The sequence below is a fragment of the Pacificimonas sp. ICDLI1SI03 genome (assembly GCF_054740865.1).
In genome coordinates, this window is record NZ_JBSQAU010000002.1 from 792,912 (window position 1) to 809,771 (window position 16,860).

General features: G+C 62.4%; 12 protein-coding genes. 11 read left to right on the forward strand and 1 reads right to left on the reverse strand.

The window, feature by feature from the left end:
- Position 1: 1 nt before the first annotated feature.
- From pheS to ACSMXM_RS15845, 11 genes are all read left to right on the forward strand, one after another.
- Positions 2–1,096, forward strand: coding sequence for a phenylalanine--tRNA ligase subunit alpha (gene pheS / locus ACSMXM_RS15795; RefSeq protein ID WP_460317392.1), 1,095 nt, complete (start codon positions 2–4; stop codon positions 1,094–1,096).
- Complete coding sequence (gene pheT, locus ACSMXM_RS15800; RefSeq protein WP_460317393.1) at positions 1,093–3,468, forward strand: phenylalanine--tRNA ligase subunit beta; 2,376 nt, start codon at positions 1,093–1,095, stop codon at positions 3,466–3,468. The genes pheS and pheT overlap by 4 nt, the downstream gene beginning before the upstream one ends.
- A gap of 128 nt (positions 3,469–3,596) precedes the next feature.
- A complete protein-coding gene (locus tag ACSMXM_RS15805; protein WP_460317394.1) occupies positions 3,597–4,703 on the forward strand; it encodes an acyl-CoA dehydrogenase family protein in 1,107 nt (368 codons plus the stop codon).
- Positions 4,704–4,712: 9 nt separating this feature from the next.
- Positions 4,713–5,930 carry an acyl-CoA dehydrogenase family protein gene (locus tag ACSMXM_RS15810; protein WP_460317395.1) on the forward strand — a complete coding sequence of 406 codons (1,218 nt, stop codon included), beginning with the start codon at positions 4,713–4,715 and terminating at the stop codon, positions 5,928–5,930.
- Positions 5,931–6,132: 202 nt separating this feature from the next.
- Positions 6,133–7,011 carry an MBL fold metallo-hydrolase gene (locus ACSMXM_RS15815; protein WP_460317396.1) on the forward strand — a complete coding sequence of 293 codons (879 nt, stop codon included), beginning with the start codon at positions 6,133–6,135 and terminating at the stop codon, positions 7,009–7,011.
- Positions 6,993–7,625: a DUF4230 domain-containing protein gene (locus ACSMXM_RS15820; protein ID WP_460317397.1), complete on the forward strand. Its 633-nt coding sequence runs from the start codon at positions 6,993–6,995 to the stop codon at positions 7,623–7,625. The genes ACSMXM_RS15815 and ACSMXM_RS15820 overlap by 19 nt, the downstream gene beginning before the upstream one ends.
- Before the next feature lie 67 nt (positions 7,626–7,692).
- Entirely contained in the window at positions 7,693–8,727 is a 1,035-nt protein-coding gene (gene nadA, locus ACSMXM_RS15825) for a quinolinate synthase NadA (protein ID WP_460317398.1), read from the forward strand.
- A gap of 4 nt (positions 8,728–8,731) precedes the next feature.
- On the forward strand, positions 8,732–10,882 hold the full coding sequence (locus tag ACSMXM_RS15830) for a prolyl oligopeptidase family serine peptidase (protein WP_460317399.1): 2,151 nt from the start codon (positions 8,732–8,734) through the stop codon (positions 10,880–10,882).
- Between the two features lie 9 nt (positions 10,883–10,891).
- Complete coding sequence (locus ACSMXM_RS15835; protein WP_460317400.1) at positions 10,892–12,241, forward strand: DUF2254 domain-containing protein; 1,350 nt, start codon at positions 10,892–10,894, stop codon at positions 12,239–12,241.
- Between the two features lie 19 nt (positions 12,242–12,260).
- Positions 12,261–13,106: a carboxylating nicotinate-nucleotide diphosphorylase gene (gene nadC / locus ACSMXM_RS15840; RefSeq protein WP_460317401.1), complete on the forward strand. Its 846-nt coding sequence runs from the start codon at positions 12,261–12,263 to the stop codon at positions 13,104–13,106.
- Positions 13,093–13,827, forward strand: coding sequence for a ribonuclease T2 family protein (locus tag ACSMXM_RS15845; RefSeq protein ID WP_460317402.1), 735 nt, complete (start codon positions 13,093–13,095; stop codon positions 13,825–13,827). Before nadC ends, ACSMXM_RS15845 begins: the two co-directional genes overlap by 14 nt.
- Positions 13,828–13,863: 36 nt before the next feature.
- Here ACSMXM_RS15845 and ACSMXM_RS15850 read toward each other — a convergent pair whose 3' ends face one another.
- Positions 13,864–16,608, reverse strand: coding sequence for a TonB-dependent receptor (locus ACSMXM_RS15850; RefSeq protein ID WP_460317403.1), 2,745 nt, complete (start codon positions 16,606–16,608; stop codon positions 13,864–13,866).
- Positions 16,609–16,860: the final 252 nt, after the last annotated feature.

Sequence of the window (16,860 nt, forward strand, 5' to 3'; positions counted from 1 at the left end):
CATGAGCAGCGACATCGACAAAGAAAGTGCCGACTGGCTGTCCCGGATCGACGCCGCAGCGACGCCTGCGGATGTGGAGACGATCCGCATCGAAGCGCTGGGCAAGCAGGGCGCGATCACCGCGCGCATGAAAACGCTGGGTAAGATGACGCCGGAGGAGCGCAAGACCGTCGGCGCGGCTCTCAACAATATGCGGCAGACGGTGCAGGACGCCATTCAGACCCGCAAGGTGACGCTGGAAGATGCGGAGCTCGACGATCGCCTGGCTGCGGAGTCCGTCGACATCACCCTGCCAGTCGCGGATCGCCTGCCGGGCCACATCCATCCGATCAGCCAGGTCATGGACGAACTGGCGGAAATTTTCGCCGATCTGGGCTTTGCCGTCAAAAGCGGCCCGGAGATCGAGGATGACTGGCACAATTTCACCGCGCTGAACATTCCGGAACACCATCCGGCGCGCGCGATGCACGACACTTTCTACTTTCCCGCAGAGGGAGAGGGCGCGCCAAAGCTGCTGCGCACGCATACCAGCCCGGTGCAGATCCGTACCATGATGTCGGAGGCGCCGCCGATACGCATCATCGCACCCGGCCGTGTTTATCGTTCCGATTCCGATGCCACGCACACGCCCATGTTTCACCAGATCGAGGGGCTGGTCATCGATCGTGACATCACCATGGGTCATCTGAAATGGACGCTGGAAACCTTCGTGAAGGCATTTTTCGAGGTCGATGACGTCGTGCTGCGTTTCCGTCCCAGCTATTTCCCGTTCACCGAGCCATCGGCGGAGGTCGATGTCGGCTGTTCCTTTGCCGGTGGGACGCTCTCAATCGGCGGCAGCGGCGATGAAGAGGGCCGCGAATGGCTGGAGATCCTGGGTTCGGGGATGGTCAACCGCCGCGTGATCGAGATGTGCAACCTCGACCCCAATGAATGGCAGGGGTTCGCCTTTGGCGTCGGTATCGACCGGCTTGCGATGCTGAAATACGGCATGACCGACCTGCGGGCCTTCTTCGACGGCGATCTGCGGTGGATCCGCCATTACGGATTTAGCCCTTTCAGCGTTCCCACGCTGTCCGGAGGAGTCGGCGCATGAAGTTCACGCTTTCCTGGTTGAAGGACCATCTGGAGACGACTGCGTCCCTGGAAGAGATCGTCGGCAAGCTGACCACGCTGGGCCTGGAAGTTGCCGGCGTCGAAAATCCGGCGGAAAAGCTGTCTGCTTTCCGCATTGCCGAGGTGCTGACGGCGGACCGGCATCCTGATGCCGACAAGCTGCAGGTCCTGTCCGTCAACACCGGTTCTGGCGACCCCGTGCAGGTGGTCTGCGGCGCCCCTAATGCCCGCGCCGGGATGAAAGGCGTTTTCGCGCCGGAGGGAAGCTATGTTCCAGGCACCGACTTGATCCTGAAGCCGACGAGCATTCGCGGGGTCGCGTCCCGCGGGATGATGGTGTCGGAGCGGGAACTGGAACTGTCCGAGGATCATGACGGGATCATCGATCTGGCTGCCGACGCGCCGGTCGGCACCCCCTTTGCGGAATATGCCGGCCTCGACGATCCGGTGATCGAGATCGAGATCACACCGAACCGGCAGGATGCTCTAAGCATTCATGGCATTGCGCGCGATCTGGCGGCGGCGGGCCTCGGCACGCTGAAACAGGGGGCGATCGAACGTGTGAAGGGCAGTTTTCCTTGCCCGGTAGAAGTACGGACCGATGATGTGGATGGCTGTCCCGCCCTTCATGCGCGGGTCGTCCGTGGTGTCAGGAACGGCGAAAGCCCGGACTGGCTGAAACGCCGGCTGACCGCCATCGGCCAGAAGCCGATCGACGTACTGGTCGACATAACAAATTACATCATGTTCGACCGTGGCCGGCCACTGCACGTTTATGATGTAGCGAAGCTTACTGGTCCGCTGGTGGCGCGCAAGGCGCGTGCGGGAGAGAGCGTCGTCGCTCTGAACGACAAGAGCTATGCCCTGGATGAGAGCATGACCGTGCTGGCCGACGACACCGGTGTGCACGACATTGGCGGTATCATGGGCGGTGCCCGCACGGGTGTCGATGCAACGACGACGGATGTTCTGATCGAGTGCGCCTATTTTGATCCCGTCGGTATCCGCAAGACGGGTGCAAAGCTGAATCTGAATTCCGACGCGCGTGCACGATTTGAGCGAGGCGTCGATCCCGCCTTCTTGCCAGCGGGGCTGGACCTGGCCACCAGCATGATCATGGACTTGGCCGGGGGCGAGGCATCGGAGCGGATTGCCGCCGGTAATGCACCGACGGAACAGCGGCTGGTACGCTATGATCCCAGTCTCTGCGCGTCGCTGTCGGGTCTCGATATTCCGCGGCAGCAGCAGGCAGAAACGCTGTCACGACTGGGCTTCACCGTGGAGGAGGGCGCCACGTGGACTGTCGCGGTGCCGACATGGCGTCAGGATGTCGACGGTGCACCCGATCTGGTCGAGGAGGTGATTCGCGTTCACGGCCTGGACAATATTCCATCGACGCCGCTGCCGCGTGCCGAGGGGGTGGCGCAGCCGACCGCAACGGCAGCTCAGCTGATCGAGCGTCGGACGCGACGTGCGCTGGCGGCCCGCGGGCTGGACGAGGCTGTCACCTGGAGCTTCATCTCCGATGAGCAGGCCCGCCATTTCGGCGGCGGCACACACCGGCTGGCCAATCCCATTTCCACCGATCTGGCGGTCATGCAGCCGTCGGTGCTGCCCGGGATTCTGTCGGCGGCCGCGGCGAACCTGAACCGCGGGGCACAGGGCGTGCGCCTGTTCGAGGTCGCGCGCCGTTATCTCGCCGACAGCGAGCATCCTACCATCGGTGTCGTCATGACCGGGGCGGCGCGCGAAAAGGACTGGCGCGACGGGGCGGCACGCGGCTTCGACATATTCGATGCCAAGGCCGAAGCCATGGCGGCACTCGCTGCGGCGGGCGCCCCGGTGGAGAAACTGCAGGTGATGCGCGGCGCGGCCGACTGGTACCATCCGGGCCGGTCCGGCACGCTGCGACTGGGCCCGAAGACAGTTCTGGCCGAATTTGGCGAGCTGCACCCACGCGTTGCCAAGGCCTTCGACCTGAAGGGCCGAATCGCTGTTTGCGAAATCTTCCTGGATGCCTTGCCCGTGTCGAAGGCGAAGCGTAGCAGGCCGCCATTCGCACCCCCCGCCCTGCAAAGCATCAACCGCGACTTTGCCTTTCTGGTCGATCAGGAAGTCGCCGCCGCCGATCTGGTGCGGGCCTGTGCCTCAGCGGACAAAAAGGCGATTACGGGCGCGCGCCTCTTCGACCGCTTCACGGGCGAAGGCGTGCCGCCAGGCAAGGTCTCCGTCGCGGTCAGGGTGACGATGCAGCCCGGTGAAAAGAGCTTCACCGATGAGGATATTGTGGCGCTGTCGGCAAAAGTCGTGGCGGCGGCCAAGAAGGCCGTAGGGGCGGACCTGCGCGAATAGCCTGTTCGCCGCCCCCCCCCCCCCCCCCGGGAGGGCGGTCGGCTTTTGCGGCCGACCCCTTCAAACTAAGGGTCGCTGACGCGCGTCTGCTGCGTTCATAAGGGGGGCTTCCGTTTCAGGAGACCCGCATGAATTTCGACTTTTCCGAAGAAGCGCGGGAGCTGCAGGCGCAGGCCCGCCGGTTTTTCGATGCAGAGGCGGGACCGGATGCGGCCCGCCGGATATTGAATGACGAAGAGCGCGCCTTTGACACCAAGATGTGGTCGGGGATCGTGGACCTTGGGCTGACCGCGCTGCGCGTTCCCGAGGCGCATGGCGGCCTGGGTCTCGGCGCGGAAGAAATATGCCTGATCGCGGAAGAGGCGGGGCGTAGCCTGGCGCCCGTGCCGCTGATGTCGACGCTGTTGTTCACTGAGGCGCTGCTGGTCGCGGGAACGCCGCAACAGCAGGAACGCTGGCTGCCCGGCATCGCCGACGGTTCGGTCATCGGTTGCTTTGGCTGGGGTGAGGGCCGCAGCCAGCTGCCCACCGCAATGCCGGACACCCGCATGGCAAAAGGGGGACTGGTGGGCACGAAGGTTCCCGTTGCCGATGCGCCCATTGCGCATGTCGCCGCGCTGACCGTGGCGGGGGATGATGGGCCGCGCCTATATTTGGTCGACCTGGCGCAGGACGCGGCGGCAGTGGAGCGGGTGGACGTGTTGGACCTGGTGCGTCCCCACGGTCGTATCGCGCTGGATGGAGCGCGCGCAGAGCCGATGGGCGGCACATCCGCATTTTCGGACTTTCTGGACAAGGCGGCGGTACTCACCTCCTTTGAAGCGATCGGAACGCAGGATGCCGCAATGACCATGGCGGTGACTTACGCCCGTGAGCGGGTCGCCTTCGGACAGAGGATCGGCCGCTATCAGGCCGTCAAGCACAAGGCGGCGGACATGTATGTGAAACAGCAGCTCGCCATGGCGCATGCCATGCACGGCGCCTGGGCCTTTGCGGCCGATGCGCCGGAATTGCGGCAGGCTGCGGCTGCCGTGCGTACCGCCAGCCTGGATGCCCTGACCTTCACGGCAGAGGAAAATGTGCAGATACATGGCGGGATCGGCTTCACATGGGAATCCGATTGCCAATTCTATTATCGCCGCGCGCGCGCGCTGAGTGCGGGGCTGGGCAGCCGGGGATTCTGGTCGGAGCGGCTGGTACGCGCGCTGGAACAAAGAAACGCGGAAACGGCGTAGGAGCGCGACATGGATTTCAATGATAATCGCGAAGAGGCAGCCCTGCGTGCACGGGTCCGCGCGTGGATCGCAGAGAATGCGGCGGAATATGAAGGGCTGCCGCCAGCCAAGACGCCAGAGGAATATGTGGCACGGCAGCGCGGCTGGCAGAAGAAGAAATATGGCGGCGGTTATGCCGGTATTACCTGGCCGAAGAAATTCGGTGGCCAGAGCAGGGCGCCGATTGAGGCGATCATCTTCAGCCAGGAAGAAAGCAGGAGCGCCGCGCCTACAGGGCTGTACGATATCGGCCTCGGCATGTGTATCCCGACGGTCTTCACCCATGGCAGCCCGGACGTGATCCAGCGGTTCGTCCCCCGGGCGCTGGAGGGTGACGAGATATGGTGCCAGCTGTTCTCCGAGCCAAGCGCCGGGTCCGATCTTGCCGGCATTCGCGCGAAAGCCGTCAGGGACGGGACGGACTGGATCGTCAACGGTCAGAAGGTGTGGACCACCAATGCGCATCTTTGCGATTATGGCATCATCATCACACGCACTGATGCAGGCGCCCCCAAGCATAAAGGGCTCACCATGTTCATCGTCGACATGCACGCCGAAGGCGTCGAATGTCGCCCGCTGAAACAAATGTCGGGCGCTTCGGATTTCAACGAAGTGTTTTTCGACGATGTGCGCATTCCGGATGCCTGGCGGCTGGGCGCGGAAGGGGAGGGCTGGCAGGTCGCACTGACGACCCTGATGAACGAGCGTCTGGCCGTGGGCGGAAAGCCGCGAAATTCGCCGGACTGGTCGATGTTGATGAGGGTCGCCGCGATAACCGAAACGGCGCGTGGACCGGCGGTGCAACAGGCGGATGTGCGCGAAAGGATTGCCCAGGCCTATATCAATGACCGCGGCGTGGCGCTGACACAGCAGCGCGCCCTTTCCGCCCTTTCACAGGGAAAAACGCCTGGCCCGGAACAGTCGATCGCGAAACTGGTCGTCGCCCGGCAAATGCAGGAAATCAGCCGCTTCGCATTGGATCTATCGGAAAGCGCGGGGTTCCTGACGGGCGAGGACGGCAGCGATCTGGCCCGTTTGCAGGACAGTTATTTCTGGGCTGCCGGCCTGCGCATCGCTGGCGGAACCGACGAAATCCTTAGGAATATCATCGCGGAACGCGTTCTCGGCTTGCCCGGTGATCTGCGACCGCCAAAGGATACTCCGTTCAACGAGGTGCAGCCTCTTTGATCAAAAAATCCCAAATTTGAGGAACAATCTCTTTTGCGAGCGGTTTTTAGAGTGATGCTTGCGCATCTTGTAAAGGTAGCGTTTGATTAACTCGGCCGGATCGACAGGGCTTCGCCTCCTGTCCATCCGGCCGTTTCCATTCAGGGCTACTGCGCAACGTCATACTCTTGCCAATCGGGTCCCGGCCCGCCACCTATTCCCCATGAGCATCGACGACGCCATCGCCGCCGCGCCCTATGGCAAGGCAGACCGCATGACCCCGCGTGTGCGCCGGGTTCTCGCGAAGAATCCCAGCGCCTTCACCTATCTGGGCACCGGAACCTATATCGTGGGAAATGATACGGTGGCGGTGATCGACCCCGGCCCCGACGAAGATGATCATCTTGCGGCGATCCTCTCCGCCACGGAGGGGGAGACCGTCAGCCACATTCTCGTAACGCATACCCACAGGGACCACTCCCCGTTGGCCGTACGTCTGCAGCAGGCGACGGGAGCGCAGATTGCGGGCTGTGCGGAACTTGTCCTGGAAGACGACGGGCCGCGATCCGACGCCGCATTCGACGCCACCTATTCGCCGGACCGCGTGCTGTCGGACGGTGAAAGCGTATCGGGGCCGGACTGGACGCTGACCGCCGTTCACACGCCTGGTCATACGTCCAACCATCTGTGTTTCGCGCTGGACGAAGAGCAGGCGCTGTTTTCCGGCGATCATATCATGGGGTGGTCGACGTCCGTGGTCTCACCCCCTGACGGCGATATGACCGCCTATCTGAGCAGCTTGAAAAAGCTGCAGCAGCGCGGGGAAGCCATCTATTATCCCACGCATGGCGACCCGGTTGAAAATCCGCAGAAGCTGGTGCGCGGCTATCTGGTCCACCGGCGGCAGAGGGAGACGCAGATCCTGAAATTGCTTGCCGACGGCCCGCGTGAAATTCCCGGCATGGTGGCGGCGATGTACGCCATGGTGTCGAAGGCGCTGCACCCCGCGGCCGGGCGGTCGGTCCTAGCGCACCTGATCGATCTGGAACGGCGCAATCTGGTTGAAAGAGGCGAGGGCGCCGAATGGCGTCTGGTGGCCTGATGCGTACGCTCTTCGCCCTTCTCATTGGTCTGGTGGTCGGGGCGGGCGCGCTTTGGGCAGTGCTGAACCAAGAAGAGGATGCCGGTCCGGATGTCCAAAGTATCGCAGCCGCGAGCCTGGAGGCGGTACGCGCGCAGAACCGGCTGACCGTTTTTGCAGGCCGCTTCACGGTGGCGGTGACATCGCGCGCCGAACGGCTTGGCCTTAGTGCGGAAAAGACCATGATCGTGCCCGCCACGGTCCGCTATGAGATTGACTATGCGAAGCTGACGCCCGCCGATGTCCGGTGGGATGCCGAGACGTCGACGATGCAGGTGAACCTGCCCGCCGTCGAAATCTCTGCGCCCGAGGTCGATCTGACCAAGGTGCGGGAATATGGCGAGGGGCGCATGCTGATGACGCTGGGCAATGCGGAGCAGGCGCTCGACAGCGCCAACCGCCGCAAGGTCGGCGAGGCGGTGCGGCAGGAGGCGGATACGCCGCTGATGCTGAACCTGGCCCGTGACGCCGCCCGCGACGCCGTCGCACGAGGCTTCCGCCTGCCGCTGGAGGCCGCAGGAGTGCCGGCGCGGGTCATCGTGCGCTTCCCCGACGAGGTGGGCTCTGGTAGCTGACGAAATTAAAACGCATTCACGTCCCGGCATTTAGCTGGATGGAACCTGAATTTCTTGGAGTGACTATATGGACGCCCGTGCCGCCGACAGCCTTGCCGGCCTTGACCTGATCGAGGAAATCAACCGGCTGAAGAAGGAACGCAACGCCGTCATCCTGGCGCATTATTATCAGGATTCGGCGATCCAGGATCTGGCGGACTTCGTCGGCGACAGCCTGGACCTCAGCCGAAAGGCGGCTGCGACCGATGCTGATGTCATTGCGTTTTGCGGCGTTCGTTTCATGGCGGAGACGGCAAAGATTTTGAGTCCCGACAAAACGGTTATCCTGCCGGACATGGATGCAGGCTGCAGTCTGGAGGATTCCTGCCCGCCGGAACAGTTCAGGCGTTTCCGGGAGGAGCACCCGGACCATATCGCGCTGACCTACATAAATTGTTCGGCGGAGGTGAAGGCGCTCAGCGACATTATCGTTACCTCCTCCTCGGCGGAAGATATCCTGTCGCAACTGCCGAAGGATCAGAAGATCATCTTTGCGCCCGATCGCCATCTGGGCGGCTTTTTCAACCGCAAGACGGGGCGCGACATGCTGCTGTGGCCGGGCGCGTGCATCGTGCACGAGGCCTTTTCGGAGAAGGAACTGATCAAGCTGAAGGCGCAGCATCCCGGCGCGCCGGTCGCCGCGCATCCCGAATGTCCGGCGCATATTCTGGACCATGCCGATCATGTCGGATCGACCAGCTCGATCCTCAGCTGGGTGCTGGCGCATGAGGCCGAGACGATCATCGTCGCGACGGAGCCGCACATCATCCATCAGATGGAAAAGGCGGCACCGCAGAAAACATTCATCGGCGCGCCGGGCGCGGACGGCAATTGCAATTGCAACATGTGCCCCTTCATGGCCATGAACACACTGGAAAAACTCTATTTCGCCCTGCGAGATCTGGAACCACGGATCGAAATGTCGGAGGAGGTGCGCGTGAAGGCGCTGAAGCCGCTTGAACGCATGCTGGAAATGGCGGGCAGTGCGGTTGGCAAGGGGGATCTGGGCGATCCAGACCAGCCCGTTGCGCCCGCCGCGATCAACAGCGTCGATGGGGATTGATGAATTGGCGATCTCACACGCCCGTCGCACCGCGCCTGTCAAAGCCGCCGTTTCGCGCCTCTTTATCGCATCTTTTCTCTGTCTGTCGGCCTGCGCCACTGTGACGTCGGCGGAGGGGGATACGGCATCGGCGCCGCAGATGGATGACCCCTATTTGTGGCTGGAAGAAGTTGAGGGCGAACGCGCGCTCGCGCAGGTTCGGGACTGGAATGCGGAGACGGCGGCGGAACTGACCGCATCGCCCGCCTTTGCGACATATCGCGATCGGGCCAAGGCTATCCTTAGCAACCCCGAACGCATCGCCACGCCCTATGCGGTGATGGGCGACAAGGTGTCGAACTTCTGGACCGACGAGACGAACACCCACGGCCTTTGGCGCATCGCCACCATCGACGACTATCTCGCTGGAACGCCCGGCTGGCGCACTCTTCTCGATCTTGATGCTCTGTCCGACAAGGAAGGCAAGAATTGGGTCTGGGGCGCCGCCACCTGCCTGGCCCCTGAATATGATCGCTGTCTGGTACGCATGTCTGAGGGGGGCAGCGATGCCGGCGTGGTGCGGGAATTCGACGTATCACGCGGGGATTTCGTGGACGGCGGCTTCACGCTGCCTCCCGCAAAGCATGATTATGGCTGGCTGAACGAAGATGCGATGCTGATCGCCAGCGACTTTGGCCCCGGTTCCCTGACCGAATCCGGTTATGGTCGGCAGGTCCGCCTGTGGCGTCGCGGCATAGCATTGCAGGATGCCCCCGTATTACAGGAAATTCCGGCAACCGATGTCGGCTTCACCGTGGGCAATCTGCGGACGCGGGGTAAAAATTACCCGCTCCTTGTCCGCAATATCACCTTCTGGGACTATGAATATTCCCATGTTCGGCCGGACGGAACGCTGGTGAAGGTGCCGATCCCGCAGAGTGCCACGGTCAGCGAAGGTTTTGCTGGTAAGGGCATTGTTCAGCTGAACGAGGATTGGGGCGATTACGAATCCGGTACCGTCCTCGCCTATGATCTGGAGGCGCTGATCGAGCGCGGCGAATTTGGCGTCGAACCTGTTTTCGTGCCGTCGGCGTCTCAATCGGTGCGCCAGATAGAGGCAGGCGCGGACCGGCTTTATCTTTCCCTGCTCGACGATGTCAGCGGCCGCCTGCTCGCGCTTGACCGAAACTGGAATGCCGCTGACGTGCCGCTGCCGGACAATAGCGTCGTGACGCTTGAGGCAGCGGGCGGGCAGGCGGATATTGCCTTCCTGACGGTTGAGAATTTCGCGTCCCCACCGGCATTATATGCTACTCAGTCGGGGGCGGAGCCCGCGCTGATCGACAGTCTCGACCCCGCATTCGATCCCGACATGATCGAGGTGGAGCAGCGTTTTGCGACGTCGAAGGACGGCACGCGCATCCCCTATTTCGTCGTTCGACCCGCCGGTGCGACCGCGCCGCTGCCGACGATCATGCATGCCTATGGCGGCTTTCGCGGCGGGCAATTACCGACATATCTGACTGACAATCCTTCCCGCCTGGGGCCGATGGCGCTGTTCTGGCTGGAGCAGGGGAACAGTTTCGTCATCGCCAATATCCGTGGCGGCGACGAATATGGCCCGGCCTGGCATTCGCAGACGCTGAAGGCGAACCGGCAAAAGGTGCATGACGACCTTTACGCGGTGGGCGAGGATCTGAAATCGTCGGGTCTGACGTCGACCCTGGCGGCGTCTGGCCGTTCCAACGGCGGGCTGGTCGTCGGTGCGGCGCTGGTGCAGCGCCCGGATTTGTTCGACGGGATTATCATGGGCGTGCCGCTGTCTGACATGTGGCGCTATGACAAGCTGCTGGCGGGCGCATCGTGGGTCGGCGAATATGGCGATCCGGATATCCCCGAGGAATGGGCCTATCTGGGCGCCTATTCACCCTATCAGCATCTACGGACGGATGCCGACTATCCGCCCGTCATGATCTATACGTCCACAAAGGATGACCGCGTTCATCCCGGCCATGCGCGCAAGATGGCGGCGCGCCTGACCGAACAGGGGCACAAGGTCTATTATTTCGAGAATATCGACGGCGGCCATGCAGGTGCCGCCGATGCCGAAGGCGAAGCGTATCGGGCCGCGCTCGTCATGCGCTATGCCGAGGATGTCCTGAGCAGCGGGGACTAGGGCACCGCCATGCGGGACCTTGGCGCGTCCGTCACCGACTGGCTGTCGCAGCTTAGGTCAAGCTATGGGTTCCTGCCGGCAGTAATGGCGACGGTAACTGTGCTGATCGCCATTGCCGCCCTGTCCGCGCCGCCTGGCTGGGGTGCCGCCCTCGCCGAGGCTGTGGGCCTTCCCCCTGCGCCGGGTGTCGATGCGATGCGCGATCTGATGAGCCTGATCGCTTCGGCCACGATAGGCACGGGTGCGGTAGCGTTTTCCGTCATCGTGGCCGCATCCGTCACCGCCGCAGGGCAATATGGTCCGCGCCTGTTGACGAATTTTCTGGCGGACCGCGCGACGCAGGTGACGCTGGGGGTTTTCGTTTCATCCTTCGTCTATGCGCTGATCGTTTATGCGTCGATCCGCGAGGACACGCAGGGCTATGGCATTGCCGGGATTGTGGCGATGGTATTCGCTCTCGCCAGCGTCGCCGCCCTTATTTATTTCCTGCATCACGCCCCCTCCGCGCTGAGGATCAATCAGGCGGTTTCGAAGATCGGCCGCAGCCTGCTGAAGAATGCCGGCACAAGGTTCCCCGGCACGTGTGGGCATGCAGTATGTCCTGAGGATCTGGATGCGGCAGGCGCACGCTACCAGGCACGCGGGCCGTCCTTTCCCCTGTTCGCGGCAGAGGCGGGCGTCGTGTCGATCATCGACGGGGAGAAGCTGTCGTTGATTGCAGAGCGCGGGGATGCGTTGGTGGTTCTGCGGACGCGGCCGGGTGATTTCCTGGTTCCCGGCCAACCGATCGCCGATGTGCATGCCATGGCGGTTCCTGAGGGCGAATGCCTGGACGAACTCCGCTCGGCCTTTGCCGTCGCAAAGCTGCGGACGCCCAGTCAGGATATCGAATTTCTCGCCGATGAACTGACTGAGATCGCCATGCGGGCGCTAAGTCCCGGCATCAACGACCCCTATACCGCAATTGCGTGCATGCAATGGCTGGGGGCGGCACTGGCGGAGATTGCCCGCACGCCGGATCCCATACCCTATCGTCGCAGCGAGGAAGGCGGTTTCCGCGTCTATGTCGAGCCGCTCGGCTTCGCATCCTATCTGGAGGGCACAATGGGACGGATCCGGCAGGTCAGCGCCACAAACGTGCGTGCGGCGGAAGGCCATTTGGCGGCGCTGGCGCACGCAGCGGTCGGAGCGGTGGAGAATGAGAAGGCCATGGGGGCACTAGAGGCCGAAGCGCGCGCTTTGTTGGCGCAGGCACGGATCGCGCTGGATGGCCCCGATCTGAAAGCCGTTGAGGCCTGTGGCGCGCGCTTTGACACCGTGGTTTCAGAATCCCCTCCGGCGCTGGACAAGTTTCGCTAGGCAAGGAAAAGGCGACCGCATGACCTTCACCTTATCCGGCTTCGACCTTGATGATTTCATTACCCGCGCGCTTGCAGAAGACGCGGGCGACAGGGGGGACGTGACCTCTGCCGCCGTCATCCCCGCAGATGCAGGGCTGGTGGCGGTGATGGAAAGCCGTGACGCAATCATCGTCTGCGGATTGCCTCTGGCCGAAGCCTTCTTCCGCAGGCGCGATCCCGATTGCCAGATCGATATCATGCAGCCAGAGGGCGCGCCGGTGGGTGCGGGCGCGGCGCTGATGCGCATTTCGGGCAATGCGCGCGCGCTGCTGACGGCGGAACGGCCCGCGCTTAACACCGTGCAGCATCTCAGCGGCATCGCGACCGCCGCGCGCAGCTATGCCGAAGCCGTCGCGGGGACGGGCGCTGTGGTGCTCGACACACGGAAAACGCATCCCGGCCTGCGCAGATTGCAGAAATACGCCACTCGCACCGGGGGTATCACCAATCATCGCATGACGCTGGGGGATCAGCCGATGATCAAGGACAATCATGTCGCAATTGCCGGCTCCGTCGCTGAGGCGGTGCGCCGCGCAAAGGCAGCGGGCCTGACCGACATCGTGGTGGAGGTGGACCGCCTGGATCAGGTCGAGCCGGCGCTGATCGCAGGGGCGGACCGGCTGTTGCTGGACAATATGGGCCCGGATCTGCTGCGGCAGGCGGTTGAGATGATCGGCAAGCGCGTCCCCACCGAAGCATCCGGCGGCGTCAATCTGACCACGATCCGCGCGATTGCGGAAACGGGGGTCGACTATATTTCCGTGGGGCGCATCATCCAATCGTCGCCAGCCGTAGATATCGGCCTGGATTATGCCGGGGCGTAGCGGCGCCGGCCTTTTCCTTGCCCTTCTGCTGGCGGCATGCGGGCCCAATGCCGTGCCAGACAGTGCCGGGGCGTCTTCCTGCGTCATTCCGGCGGACCTGGTGCCGGCATCGCAGCCAACCCCGCCGGATAACATTCCCGATGCAGCGACGACCGGCTATGTCCTCGCCCTGTCCTGGTCGCCGGAATTCTGCCGCTTCCGCTCAGATGAGCCGCAAAATCGCGGCCAGTGCGTCGACAATCGATTTGGCTTTATCCTGCATGGCCTGTGGCCGCAGGCGGGAGACGGGCCGCATCCGCGCGCCTGTGCTCTGGCATCGCCCGTCCCGCTGGAAACGATGCGGGCGCACTATTGCATGATGCCGTCGGCCTATCTGCTGCAGCATGAATGGTCCGCCCATGGAACGTGCCAGTGGGATCGCCCGGAAGATTATTATGAGACGGCGGCCGCGCTGTGGTCACGTTTCCGGCGACCAGATCTTTTCGTCCTCAGTCGCCAGAGCAGCCTGACCGCAGGTGATGTGCGAGAGGCGTTCATGACCGCCAACCCGCAACTTTCCCGGCAGGCAATCGGCGTCGATCTGAATAATCGCGGCTGGTTGGAGGAGGTGTTTCTCTGTCTCGATCTGCAGGAGGCGCCACGGCCATGCGATGATCGCGAATATGGTGCGGCGGATGAAGCGCCCGCCGCCATCTGGCGGGGTGGCCGGACGGAGCGATAAGGCTCTCCGTCCGGCTTTTCCCTTTAGCTACGAAGCCTAGAACCGACCGCGGACCGTGACGCCATAGGTGCGCGGTTCGGCGAGATACGCGCTGAACGTTTGCTGCGGGGCAACCACAGGTGTGTTGAACGCGACCTGTGTGTAGTCCGTGTCGAACAGGTTCTGTGCCCAGCCCTCAATCGCCCAGCGGTCATCCGGGCCGCGGATGCCAATACGGGCATTGGCGATGAAGAAGCCGTCCTGGGTTTTGGCGGGCAGCAGGTCAGAACCGGTGTTGAAATCCCCGGTCAGGCGTCCGTTCAGATAGAAAAGCCCGGAAAGCCCGCTATCCCCGAGTGGCGGCGTCCATGCGAACGATGCCGTCGCTACATAATTCGGCGCGTTGGAAAGATCCTGGCCGGGGAGAAGGCGGAGGGCCGGATCGAGTGGCTCACCATTGTCGCTGCCGATCAGGTCATCCTTATATTCCGCGTCCGTCAGCGTCAGACCCGCACTCACGTCCACGGTGGAGGTGGGGCGCATCGTCGCTTCCAGCTCGATGCCCCGTGAAACGACGCCGGCCTCGACATCGTCAGCGGTACAGCTACCGGTCGCGGCGCTGCCGTCCATGTCGCCCCCGGCAAGGTCATTGCCGCAGCTGTTGATATTCTGCACCAGGAATACCGTGCCGTTAAACGTGTTCAGCTGGAAATTGCTGAATCGCTGATAGAAGGCGGAAACGCTGACCGAAAAATCACGTGCGGCATATTTTGCACCCACTTCGACCGCGTCGACTTCCTCCTGATCGAACTGCAGGTTCGACACGCTGAAATTGCTCGCCGGATTTGCCAAAGAGAAAATCGTGGAGTCGACGAGTGCGGAGCGGTCGAGATTGAAGCCACCGGCTTTGTAACCACGGGAATAGCTGGCGTAGAGAAGCAGATCGTCCACCGGCTTGTAGGACAGGATAGCCGTTCCGGTTACCTCATTCTCCGTCCGGCTGTCGGTCAGATCATAGTCGTTGAGTTCGGAGGTCGAGTTGCCGACGCAGCTGAGTCCGATGATGCCGCCGGCAAACGCACCCGCGCCTGTGGCCAGCAGCGGCCCAAGCGCCTCCCGGTTTGCCGCGCAGACGGTATTGCTGTTGTTGAACTCCGCTGAAAAGTCTTTCTGCTCGTGCGTATAGCGGGCGCCCAGGGTGAGATCGAGTTTGTCGGTCAGATGCACGATATTATGCGTGAAGATGGCGAAGTTCTCGCTGTCCTGCATGTAGCGCGTATCGGAATCGCCGAGGCCGCCAATCCCGTTCAGGCGGTCGATACCGGCCAGGATTGAGGGAGTGGCTGCTCCGAACACGGCGCCACTGCCCAGAATGGCATTACCAGTCGGCGTCAGACAGCGGGCACTGCCCGGCGAAACCACGGAGCCACCGGCGAAGGGCGACAGCGAATCGTTCAGGCCAAGCGCAAGGCGGCACTGAGCGAACTGCCCATATTGATCGCCAAAGCTGAGATTGTCGCGGACGAGCAGATCCTCCTGCGCGTAATAGCCGCCGATCAGCCAGTCGAGCCGGTTGTCAAACAGGGTGCCGTTCAGGCGCAATTCCTGGCTGAACGTCTTGAAACGGCGGGATCCGGCATCGGGGCCAGGATTGCGATGCAGGATATCGATCTGGGTATAGTCTGCATCCATTCCCTGCGTGTTTTCGAATTGGCGATAGGCGGTGATCGACGTCAGGTTGATATTTCCGAGGTCCAGGTCGGCCTGCAGCGAAATGCCATAATCTTCCGTCTCGCCCTCATAGGAGCGGCCGGGTGTCACATAGATGTTGCGGTCATAGATATCGTCCCCGAGTGCGGCCGGGTTTTGCCCAAGCCCCAGAAGAACGGGAATAATAGGGTTGCCGGTGCTGGTCAGGCCCGGCTGACCCGCGACATTGGGATCGAACTGGTCAAGGGCCGGAGACACCCGTGCCAAAGGCGCTTCGCTGGCCGGCAGGAATGTCGCCGCACAGCATGCCTCGTCCTTGCTGGAATAATCCGCGATCAGGCGCAGCGACAGCGTGTCCGTGGGATCGGCGGCGATCTGTCCGCGGATCAGGTAACGATCGCGATTATTGACGTCCGTGTCGTTGACAACATCGCGATAGAAGCCGTCACGCTTTGAATAGAGCCCGTCCACGCGGGCGGCGATACGCTCTCCCAAGGGGACGTTGACGCCGCCCTCGAACCTGTAATGGTCGTAATTACCGTAGGTTGCCGCACCGTAGCCTTCAAAGATATCGCTTGGTGCCTCGGTAAAGATGTTGAGAAGGCCTGCAGACGAATTGCGGCCGCCGAGCGTTCCCTGCGGGCCGCGCAAAACCTCGACCCGGTCGATCGGCCCCAGATCGGAAAGGCCATTGCCCGTCCGCGAGCGGTAAACGCCGTCGATGAACAGGGCGACCGAGCTTTCGAGGCCAGGATTATCGCCCACGGTGCCGATGCCACGAATACGAGCAGATCCATTCGATTCATTGCCGGTGGAGGATACGAGCAGCGACGGTGCGAGCTGGTTGAGTTCGCGGATGTCGTTCGCGCCCGAATTCTGCAATTGTTCAGAAGACACGGCAGAAATGGCAATAGGAACGTCGGCAAGCTGTTGCGATCGTCCCTGTGCGGTCACGACGATTACTTCCGAATCGAGTTCTGCGTCGACCGCGGGTGTTGGATCGACACTGGCGGTCTCCGCGACCTCTGTTTGGGCAAATGCAGGACCAGCGAAAGCCAGAAGCGCAGCGCTGCAAAGAAGTGCATGTCTCATCGAATTCTCCCCAAGAAAACGTCGTGCCTGCTTTTCAGGCCTGTTCTTTATATCACTCTTAGAGGGGTGTAGTATCTGTGTGAGGCTATTTAATTCCACTGTGGCGAGAATGTCTCACCATCGATATGAACGCGTTCGCCGTCTTCGTCCCGCCTTCGGCACCTCTTGGATGCGGTGAAAACCGAGAGCGCGGAAACACGTCGCCCGGCGGCAATGATGCCATCCTTCTTTATCGGCATTCGTGCCAATAGT

Coding starts and splice junctions, on each gene's coding strand:
- ACSMXM_RS15835 (WP_460317400.1), top strand. CDS start 10,892: ATGCGGGACCTTGGCGCGTCCGTCACCGACTGGCTGTCGCAGCTTAGG.
- ACSMXM_RS15820 (WP_460317397.1), top strand. CDS start 6,993: ATGGCGTCTGGTGGCCTGATGCGTACGCTCTTCGCCCTTCTCATTGGT.
- ACSMXM_RS15845 (WP_460317402.1), top strand. CDS start 13,093: ATGCCGGGGCGTAGCGGCGCCGGCCTTTTCCTTGCCCTTCTGCTGGCG.
- nadA (WP_460317398.1), top strand. CDS start 7,693: ATGGACGCCCGTGCCGCCGACAGCCTTGCCGGCCTTGACCTGATCGAG.
- pheS (WP_460317392.1), top strand. CDS start 2: ATGAGCAGCGACATCGACAAAGAAAGTGCCGACTGGCTGTCCCGGATC.
- ACSMXM_RS15805 (WP_460317394.1), top strand. CDS start 3,597: ATGAATTTCGACTTTTCCGAAGAAGCGCGGGAGCTGCAGGCGCAGGCC.
- ACSMXM_RS15810 (WP_460317395.1), top strand. CDS start 4,713: ATGGATTTCAATGATAATCGCGAAGAGGCAGCCCTGCGTGCACGGGTC.
- ACSMXM_RS15815 (WP_460317396.1), top strand. CDS start 6,133: ATGAGCATCGACGACGCCATCGCCGCCGCGCCCTATGGCAAGGCAGAC.
- ACSMXM_RS15850 (WP_460317403.1), bottom strand. CDS start 16,608: ATGAGACATGCACTTCTTTGCAGCGCTGCGCTTCTGGCTTTCGCTGGT.
- nadC (WP_460317401.1), top strand. CDS start 12,261: ATGACCTTCACCTTATCCGGCTTCGACCTTGATGATTTCATTACCCGC.
- pheT (WP_460317393.1), top strand. CDS start 1,093: ATGAAGTTCACGCTTTCCTGGTTGAAGGACCATCTGGAGACGACTGCG.